Origin of the sequence: Streptomyces sp. CAI-85, assembly GCF_013363615.1 — a bacterium.
In the GTDB taxonomy this organism is placed as follows: domain Bacteria; phylum Actinomycetota; class Actinomycetes; order Streptomycetales; family Streptomycetaceae; genus Streptomyces; species Streptomyces antibioticus_B.
In genome coordinates this window covers 1-8,885 of record NZ_JAANNX010000114.1, presented here as the reverse complement: position 1 = coordinate 8,885, position 8,885 = coordinate 1, and the positions used below count along the sequence as shown (strand labels likewise).

Annotated in this window: 9 protein-coding genes; 6 read left to right on the top strand and 3 right to left on the bottom strand. The window is 71.6% G+C overall.

All coding sequences use genetic code 11. The features are described 5' to 3' along the window. Both G6W55_RS36375 and G6W55_RS36370 read right to left on the bottom strand, forming a co-directional pair. Positions 1 to 719 (bottom strand): amidohydrolase family protein (locus G6W55_RS36375; protein ID WP_175524892.1); only part of this gene is annotated, 719 nt, incomplete at its 3' end. A gap of 303 nt (positions 720 to 1,022) precedes the next feature. Beyond that, positions 1,023 to 1,655, bottom strand: a complete 633-nt coding sequence (locus tag G6W55_RS36370) for a TetR/AcrR family transcriptional regulator (protein WP_175524891.1) — start codon at positions 1,653 to 1,655, stop codon at positions 1,023 to 1,025. Positions 1,656 to 1,794: 139 nt separating this feature from the next. Here G6W55_RS36370 and G6W55_RS36365 point away from each other — a divergent pair, with 139 nt between their 5' ends. From G6W55_RS36365 to G6W55_RS36345, 5 genes are all read left to right on the top strand, one after another. Further along, positions 1,795 to 3,402, top strand: coding sequence for a bifunctional 3-(3-hydroxy-phenyl)propionate/3-hydroxycinnamic acid hydroxylase (locus tag G6W55_RS36365; RefSeq protein WP_175524890.1), 1,608 nt, complete (start codon positions 1,795 to 1,797; stop codon positions 3,400 to 3,402). An 8-nt stretch (positions 3,403 to 3,410) separates the two neighbouring features. After that, a complete protein-coding gene (locus tag G6W55_RS36360; protein ID WP_175524889.1) occupies positions 3,411 to 4,274 on the top strand; it encodes an alpha/beta fold hydrolase in 864 nt (287 codons plus the stop codon). After that, entirely contained in the window at positions 4,271 to 5,278 is a 1,008-nt protein-coding gene (locus G6W55_RS36355; protein ID WP_175524888.1) for a VOC family protein, read from the top strand. The genes G6W55_RS36360 and G6W55_RS36355 overlap by 4 nt, the downstream gene beginning before the upstream one ends. A gap of 137 nt (positions 5,279 to 5,415) precedes the next feature. Further along, a complete protein-coding gene (locus tag G6W55_RS36350) occupies positions 5,416 to 5,832 on the top strand; it encodes a hypothetical protein (protein WP_175524887.1) in 417 nt (138 codons plus the stop codon). Continuing rightward, positions 5,829 to 7,469, top strand: a complete 1,641-nt coding sequence (locus G6W55_RS36345; protein WP_175524886.1) for a cation acetate symporter — start codon at positions 5,829 to 5,831, stop codon at positions 7,467 to 7,469. The genes G6W55_RS36350 and G6W55_RS36345 overlap by 4 nt, the downstream gene beginning before the upstream one ends. Positions 7,470 to 7,496: 27 nt before the next feature. Here G6W55_RS36345 and G6W55_RS36340 read toward each other — a convergent pair whose 3' ends face one another. After that, positions 7,497 to 8,243 (bottom strand): IclR family transcriptional regulator, encoded by a 747-nt coding sequence (locus tag G6W55_RS36340; RefSeq protein ID WP_175524893.1) that lies wholly within the window; start codon positions 8,241 to 8,243, stop codon positions 7,497 to 7,499. 185 nt (positions 8,244 to 8,428) lie between these two features. Here G6W55_RS36340 and G6W55_RS36335 point away from each other — a divergent pair. Next, a partial coding sequence (locus tag G6W55_RS36335; protein WP_375372506.1) for a 2-keto-4-pentenoate hydratase occupies positions 8,429 to 8,885 on the top strand: 457 nt, incomplete at its 3' end.

Sequence of the window (8,885 nt, the reverse complement as noted above, 5' to 3'; positions counted from 1 at the left end):
GAGCGGAAGTCGTCCAGTACGTCGAGCGGGCTGCGCCCGGTGTCGTTGGCGATGGTGAGAGCCATGCGGTGCGAGGAGTAGGGAACGAAGCCGCCGGCGTGGCTGAGGATGAACCGGACGTTCGGGTAGCGGCGCGGGATGCCGTTGCGGACCAGAAGGTAGGCGGCGCGGGTGGTGTCCAGCAGGAAGTCGGCGGCGAAGGCGGGTATGCCGTCGACCGGGGGAGCGGGCAGCTCGGCCGGGTGCACGAAGACCACCGCGGCGCGGTCGTCCAACGTCTGCCACAGCGCGTCCTGGTCGTCCCCGCCGAGGTAGGTACCCCGGTTGTTGGCGAGCAGGGTGACGCCGTCGGCGCGCAGGTCGTCCAGCGCGCGCACGGCCTCGGTGACCGAGGCATCGGCGTCGGGCATGGGCAGCGTGGCGAAGAAGCCGAAGCGGCCGGCATGGTCAGCGGCCAGCGCCGCGGAGTGGTCGTTGAGGCGTCGCGCCAGGTCGGCGGCCTCGGCGGGGTCGGCGAGGAAGCCGGTGCCGGGCGTGGACACGGAGACGATCGACGTGGCGATGCCCAGCAGGTCCATCAGCCGCAGGGCGGACTCGGGGCTCCAGTCGGGCAGGGCCCGGCCGCCGGCGTCGGCGATGCCGGCCTTGGCGAGCTCGGCGCGGTAGAAGGCGGGCACCACATGCTGATGCACGTCGATGCGCTGTGCCGAAGGGGACATGAAGCGGCCTTTCATACGGTCGTCCCGGCCGCCGGCCGGAGGGGTATGTCTCAGGCGGAGTGGGGAGCGGACTGCCGCCGGACGAAGAGCACCGAAACCGAGCCGTCGACGATCTCCCTTGCGGGCGCGACCGAATCGGTGGCGGCAAGGACGTCAGCGCTGGTCACGCCGAGGCCGCGCAGTGGCCGGGCGAGGCGCAAGCAGATCTCGGGTTCGGCGCGTGGGTCGCAGTACCGGGCGTCGTCGTCCTGCCGGCCTCGCGCACCAGCCGGACGGCCACGCGGCGCCGAGCACCCGCCGGCCTCACCCCTTGCTCCTCGCCGCCATACGCGTCGCCGCCTCGTAGACCGACTCGGCGTGCAGTTCGAACATCGCCACCAGGTCGACGGCGTCACCGTTGATCTCCCGCTGGACGAACAGCCCGTCGGCGCCCGCGACGGCGTAGGTCGTCAGGTTCTGGACGGACTCCTCGTCGAGGCCCGGGACGAGCGCTTCGGCCATCTCGGCGATCTTCGCGCGCGCGATGTCGCGGACCTGGAGGAACACCGTGCGGCCGCGCGGTTCGGCGGGGCGCCGCTCCAGTGCGAGCATCAGCCCCAGCCGGAGGAAGTCGGGCGCGTCGACCAGTGACTTCGCGACGTTCCCCGCCAGGGCGGTGACCCGCTCCAGCGGAGTGCCCGTCTCCTCGCCCGGGAGATCGACCGCGGCCAACCAGGTGTCGAAGCTGCGCTCGATCACCGCGGCGATCAGGTCGTCCTTGTCCTTGAAATGCCAGTAGATCGAGCTGGCGGGCAGTCCGCACGCGGCGCTGACGGCGGCGATCGACGTGCCTTCGTACCCCCGCTCGCCGGCGATCTCCACGGTGGCGTCGAGGATGCGCTGCCGCGACTCCACTCCGTTCGCGCGCTTCTTGCGGGTCGTCCGCGGCTTCGTCATGGCAGGTGCCCCTCCTGTCGGTGCGCTGTGCGCCGGCCACTTGACCGTCCCCGGCGACATCCCTACCGTAGCACTCGTTCCAATTGGAGTGAACGCTACAGCAAGAGCCGTGAAACATGATCGACAGTGAGGTGGCCTGATGAGCGGGACCAGGGCCGGGGCAGAGGACGACGTCTACGACGTGGCGGTGATCGGTTACGGGCCGACGGGGGTGACCGCGGCGAACCTGCTGGGGGCGATGGGGCTGCGCGTCGTCGTCCTGGAGCGGGACGCCGAGATCTTCACCCGTGCCCGGGCGATCTCCACCGACGAGGAGGTCGTCCGCATCTGGCAGCGGATCGGCCTGGCCGAGCGGCTCAAGCAGGACATGCTCACCGAGCGGGACGTGGACTTCGTCGACGCCGACGGCCGTACGTTCCTCAGCGCGCGCCCCACCCGGCGCGGGCACGGTCACCCACCGCAGATGTTCATCTACCAGCCGGCGCTGGAGCAGGTCCTGCGTGACGGTGCCGACCGCTACCCGAACGTGCGGATCCTGCTGCGCCACGAGTGCCTGCGCCTGCGCCAGGACACCGACGGGGTGGAACTGACGGTCGTCGGCACCGCGGACGACTCCGTCCACCGGCTGCGCGCCTCCTACGTGATCGCGGCCGACGGCGGATCCAGCCTCACCCGCGCCCAGTTGAACATCGGCTACGAGGGCACGACGTACGAGGACCGCTGGGTGGTGATCGACACCAGGATGCTCAAGCCCTGGCCGGACCACGACAAGCTGCGCTTCCACTGCGACCCGGCCCGTCCGGCCGTGGACTGCCCGACCCCGCTCGGCCACCACCGGTGGGAGTTCCCGATCCTTCCCGGCGACGACGAGAAGCAGTTGACGACCGAGGAGGCCGTGTACCGGCTGGTGGCCCGGTACAGCATCTCCCGCGACAGCATCGAGGTCCTGCGCGCCACCGTCTACAGCCACCACGTGCGCTTCGCCACCCGCTTCCGTATGGGCAGGGTCTTCCTCGCCGGGGACGCCGCCCACGCCATGCCGCCGTGGATCGGCCAGGGCATGGCCGCCGGGGTGCGCGACGTGGCCAATCTCTGCTGGAAACTCGACGCCGTGCTGCGCGGCGAACTGCCCGAGACGGTCCTCGACAGCTACGAGGCCGAGCGCAAGCCGCACGTCAAGGAGGTCACCAAGCGGGCGGTGTTCGTCGGCCGGATCATCACCGAACGCCGCCTGCCGGTCGCCCGCCTCCGCAACGGCGCCCTGCGCGCCCTGGACCGCATACCGGGCCTGGGCGACCGGTTGCAGGACGCGCACTGGATCCCCGTCGCCCGCTACGACGCCGGCCTGCAAGCCGGCCCCCGCACCAAGGCGACCGGCCACCAGATCCCGCAGCCCTGGGTCACCGGGCCCGACGGCGAACGCGTACGGCTGGACGACGCACTCGGCGGCCGCTGGCTGCTGCTGCATCGCGGGCTGCATGGCGGGCCGCCCACCGTGCAGCCCGCCTGGGAGCGCCACGGTGTCGTGTCGCTGGCCGTTCTGCCCGCGGGCTCGCGCCCGGCCGAGGGCGCGGTCGTCGACAGCGACGGCGTCCTGCTGCCCTGGCTGACCGAGCACCGCGTGGCCACCCTCGCCCTGCGCCCCGACGCCTACGTCTACGCCGCCGCCCCCGCCGGTGCCCAACTCCCGCCGCCCCCGGCCGGATTCGCCGCCGTGCCGCGGCCGGCCACGACCGTCGCCCAGTGAGGACCACCATGACCACACGCACCGAAGTCCCCGCGATGCACGAGCACGTGCTCGACGTCGACGGAAAGAAGATCTTCGTCGCCGAGACGGGGCAGGGAGCGCCCGTCCTGCTGCTGCACGGCGGCGGCCCCGGCGCTTCCGGCATCTCCAACTACAGCCGCAACATTGCCGAGTTGGCCGAGGAGTTCCGGGTCATCGTGCCCGACCTGCCCGGCTACGGCCGCAGCAGCAAGGGCATCGACCCCACCGACCCCTTCGGCGCGCTCGCCACCGGCATCCGCGGCGTGCTCGATCAACTCGGCCTGGACAAGGCCCACTTCGTCGGCAACTCCTACGGCGGTGCCTGCGCCCTGCGCCTCGCGCTGGACACCCCCGAGCGGGTCGACCGCATGGTGCTCATGGGCCCCGGCGGCATCGGCACCACCCGCGCGCTGCCCACGCCGGGCCTCAACCGCCTCCTCAACTACTACACGGGGGACGGGCCCTCGAGGCGGAAGCTGGAGAAGTTCGTCCGCGACTACCTGGTCTTCAACGCGGCCCAGGTGCCCGACTCGATCATCGACGCGCGCTACCAGGACAGCATCGACCCCGAGGTCGTCGCGAACCCGCCGCTGCGACGCCCCAAGTCCCTAGGCGCGCTGTGGAAGATGGACTTCACCCGCGACAAGCGCCTGAACCGGCTCGCCGTGCCCACCCTCGTGCTGTGGGGCGCCGCGGACAAGGTCAACCGGCCGTCGGGCGGCCGGATGCTGGCCGAGCGCATGCCCAACTGCGACCTGTACGAGGTCGCCAACACGGGGCATTGGGTGCAGTGGGAGCGCGCCGAACTCTTCAACCGGCTCTGCGCCGACTTCCTGGCGGGCCGCCGATGAACACCACCTCCTCGGTCTTCGGCGCCGTCCACCTCGGCCACATCGTCATCGAGACCAACCGCTTCGCCGACTGGCGCCGCTTCGGCACCGACGCCATCGGCATGCACCACGACGACATCTCCCGTGACGAGATGCGCTTCCGCCTCGACGACCACGCCTGCCGCTTCCTGATCCGGCGCGGCCCCGCCGAGGACGTGGTGGCGATCGGCTGGCACATCGACGACCACACCTCCTTCGAGCAGATCGAGGCCCGCATCCGGGCCCACGGCGTCCCCGTCGTGCGGGGCTCCGACGAGGAGGCCGCCCTGCGCGGCGTGGAACGCCTGCTGTACTTCCCCGGCCCCAAGGGCATCGTGCAGGAGATCTACACCACCCCGGTCATCTCGCCCGAGCCCCTGCGGATGCTCGCCTCCGGCTGGGTCACCGGCGACTCGGGCATGGGCCATGTCGCGATCACCTCGGCCAAGCCCACCCTGATGCGCGGCTACTACGACACGGTCTTCGACGCCCGCCTGACCGACTACATCGACGAGACGATCAGCGGCGTCAAGCTCAAGATCCGCTTCCTGCGCGTCAACGAACGCCACCACTCCATCGCGATCGCCGCCGTCCGCGGCCTGCCGGTCGACCCGATCCGCACCCGCGTCCAGCACCTCAACATCCAGACCGACAGCCTGGACGACCTGGCCCGCAGCTACGAGCGCGTGCACGAACTCGGCTTCGACATGGCCCTGTCGGTGGGCCAGCACACCAACGACAAGGAACTCTCCTACTACGCCCGCACCCCCTCGGGCTTCGAGTGGGAGGTCGGCTGGAACCCCATCGTCATCGACGAGACGACCTGGGAGCCCTCCACCCACCAGGGCATCAGCATCTGGGGCCACAAGCCCGTCGGCCAGACGATCGTCGACAAGCTCGACCAGTTCCGCCTCGGCGCCCGTTCCCTCGTCCGGCCGGAGCGGACCGTCCCCGCCCTCAGCGGCGCCGGCATCCCCGACGACTGACCCCGGACGGTCCACCCCGCCGCCCGGCGGGGTGACCGAAGGCGCTCGATCCACGGCAGCGCGGCGCGACACCGCCGCCAGCCCTCTCGCCCGGTCCCACATGACTCGCCCGGTCCCACATGAGAGGACCCCACCTCATGTCCATCCCGCCCTTCAGCCCCGGCAGCGGGCCGCCGTCGGACGACCGGCCCCATGACGCCGTCGCGGGCGCACCGCCACAACTGCCCCGCACGATGTCCGGGGCGCGCCGGCGCTTCCTGGCGGTCAACGGCGCCGCCTTCCTACTCACCGCGATGCTCTCCGGAACGGCCGGCGAACTGTTCACCGTCCGCCCGGCGGGCGGGATGCCGCTGGGCGTCGCGCTCGGCGCTCTGCAACTGGGCGTACTGCTGCTGACCTCACGGCAGTACGACCGCACGCTCACGCGCCACGCCGATCCACTCGTCGACCTGATGAGACGCCACACCCGGCGCGTGCACTCGTCACCGCCCCGGCCCGGCCCGGCCGAGGCCGCGACCCCATGGCCGTACCCGTCGCAGGGGAGACGGCGATGACCGAGCTGTCACTCGCCGCAGGGCTCACGCCGGTCTCGGGCAGTTCCGACGACCGGGCGATGGTGCTGACCGCCTTCATGGCCTTCGTCGTCCTGTCCCTGCTGCTGTGCGTCCTGGCCGGCCCGGAAGGTGACACCACCGCCGACTTCTACACCGGCAACCGGTCACTGACGCCGATGCAGAACGCGCTGGCACTCACCGGCGACTACATATCGGCCGCCACCCTCCTGGGCGTGTCCGGCCTGGTGGCCGTGGCCGGATACGACGGCATCTCCCTGGCGGTCAGCAGTTGCCTGGCCGTCGGGGTGTTCCTGCTCCTCGCCGGTCCGCTGCGCAACGCCGGCCGCTACACCCTGGGCGACATCCTCGCGCTGCGTGCGCCGGGATCGTCGTCCCGTATCGCCGCCGCCACGGCCACCTTGGCCGTCTGCCTGCCCTTCCTCGTCCTCCAACTGGCCGGAGCCGGCAGCGCCACGGCGCTGCTCCTCGGACTGACCAGCCTGGGGGCCGAGCAGGTGTGCACGGTCTTCGTCGGAGTGCTGATGATCGGCTACACCGTGCTCGGCGGCATGAGAGGCACGAGCCTCGTCCAGATCGTCAAGGCGGGCGTGGTGTTCACCACCATGGCGCTCCTCGCCCTTCTCGTCCTGTGGCACCACGACTTCGACCCGGGCGCCCTGCTGACCGCGGCCGAGCGGGGGAGCGGGCTGCACGACCGCTACTTCGAACCCGGCCACGCGCTGGGCGACGGTGCCGCCGGGCGTCTCGACTTCCTGAGCCTGCAACTGTCCGTCGTCCTGGGCGGCGCGTGCATGCCGCACATCCTGATGAGAATCAACTCGGCCACCGACGGCGCCACCGCCCGCCGGGCGACCCGCTACGCCGTCGCCGTCATGGCCGTCTTCTTCCTCTGCGTCGTCATCGCGGGACTCGGTGCCGCCGGTGTCGTGGGAGGCCAGAAGATCCGTTCCGTCGACAGCAGCGGCCAGTTGGCCCTTCTCCTCCTGGCCGGGGAGCTGGGAGGCGGAACCCCGGGACTCGCGGGCAACGTCCTGTACACCGCCGTCGCGTGCTCCGTCTTCGTCACCGTACTGGCGGTGGTCGCCGGCATCGCACTGAGCGCCGCGGCCGCCCTGGCACACGACCTGCACGCGCACGTGGCACGCAAGGGCCATATGTCCGAGCGCGGGGAAGTCCGATCGGCCCGATGGGCCGTGGGCGCCGTGGGCGGGCTCGGCGTCCTCCTGGCGGCCATGGCCCAGCGCCTGAACCTTCAGTCGCTGACCTATCTGGCCCTCACGCTCGCCGCCTCCACGGTCCTGCCCGCCTGTCTGTACGGACTCTTCTGGAGCCGGTACAACCGGACCGGCCTGCTGTGGACCGTGTACGGCGGAGTCCTCTGCACCACCGCCCTGTACGTCTGCTCCCTCTCCTTCTCGGGCGCGCCCACCTCGCTCATGCCGGGACACGACTTCCACCTGATCGGGCTGCAGTCGACCGCTGTGCTGGCCATTCCCATGGGATTCCTGCTCGGATGGGCGGGCAGTGTCGCCGGACGGCGCGTCCGGCCCACGTGGGGAACCGGGACGGACCTCCGATGGCGTGAGCGGGTCCTCGTCGGAGCGCGCGAGGAATGACGTGCACCGCCGGCCGGCGGTGCCGGCTCAGGACGAGGCACCGCCCCGCGTCGCACCGCCCGCGCGCAGCACCCGCGACAGACCCAGCGCGGCCGTCCGCACGGCGGGCGCCAGTTGGGCGGGACGGAATCTGCCGCGCGGTACGGCGACGGAGAGGGCGGCCACCGCCGTCGACCCGTCGAAGACGGGCGAGGCGATGCAGTTGACGCCGAGGGCGGCCTCCTGCTCCTCGTACGCCAGACCGGAGACCTGGATCTGCTCCACGGTGGTGCGCAGCCGCTCCGGGTCGGTGACCGAGTGCGGGGTGAGACGTGGCAGCGGCCCGGCCAGCACCTCGTCCGCCAGCTCGGAGCCGGAGAAGGCCAGCAGCGCCTTGCCGACACCCGTGCAGGTCAGCGGAAGCCGTCCCCCGATCCGGGAGGGCAGCGCCAGGGTCTGGTGGCCGTGGATCCGCTCGATGTAGACCACGTCGTGGCCCTCCCGAACGCCGAGGTGCACGGTCTCGTGGGTGGCCTCGAAGAGGTCCTGGAGGAACGGCAGTGCCGCCTCCCGCAGGTCGAGCCGGCGCGGCACCAGCGAGCCCAGCTCGAAGAGCTTGCCGCCGAGCCGGTACGTCTCGCCGTCGCGCTCCAGCAGACCGAGACGCACCAGATCGGAGCAGAGGCGGAACGCCGTCGTCTTGGCCAGTCCCGTACGAGCGGCGATTTCCGTCAGACGGAACGCACCGCCGTCCGGCCGGAAGCAGTCGAGGACGGAAGCCGCCTTGTCGAGCATGTTCCCCTGCACGCTGTTCCGTGTCATGGAACGCATTTTGCCGCAGCTCGGACCGTACGCCTATACCTGTCGTGGATCGACGGACGGCCACCGCCGCCTCTCCGACAGCCCCACCCCTTCTCCGCACGGAGGTAATCCCGCATGCCCGCTCCCCACCACCGCACCAGTCCCCGCCGGGGGCGACCGTGAGCGCCCACGAACCCGCCGACGCCGTGACCAAGGCGGCGGCCGTCCTGGAGGAGGCCGCCCGCACCGGCGTCCCGTGCGCCCCGGTGCGCTCGCTCCTGCCCGAGGCCGACATCGAAGCCGCGTACGCCGTGCAGCGTCTGCACGTGGAGCGCGGGATCACCGCCGGGCGGCGGCTCGTGGGCCGCAAGATCGGTCTGACCTCGCCCGCCGTGCAGCGGCAACTCGGCGTCGACCAGCCGGACTTCGGCGCGCTGTTCGCCGACATGGCGGTGCCCGAGGGACAGCCGATCGCCCCCGGCCGGCTCCTCCAGCCGAAGGTCGAGGCCGAGGTCGCCCTGGTGCTCGGCACGGACCTGCCGCAGCACGACCCGACCGTCGCCGACCTGCTGCGCGCCACCGCGTTCGCGCTGCCCGCGCTGGAGATCGTCGACAGCCGCATCGCCGACTGGGACA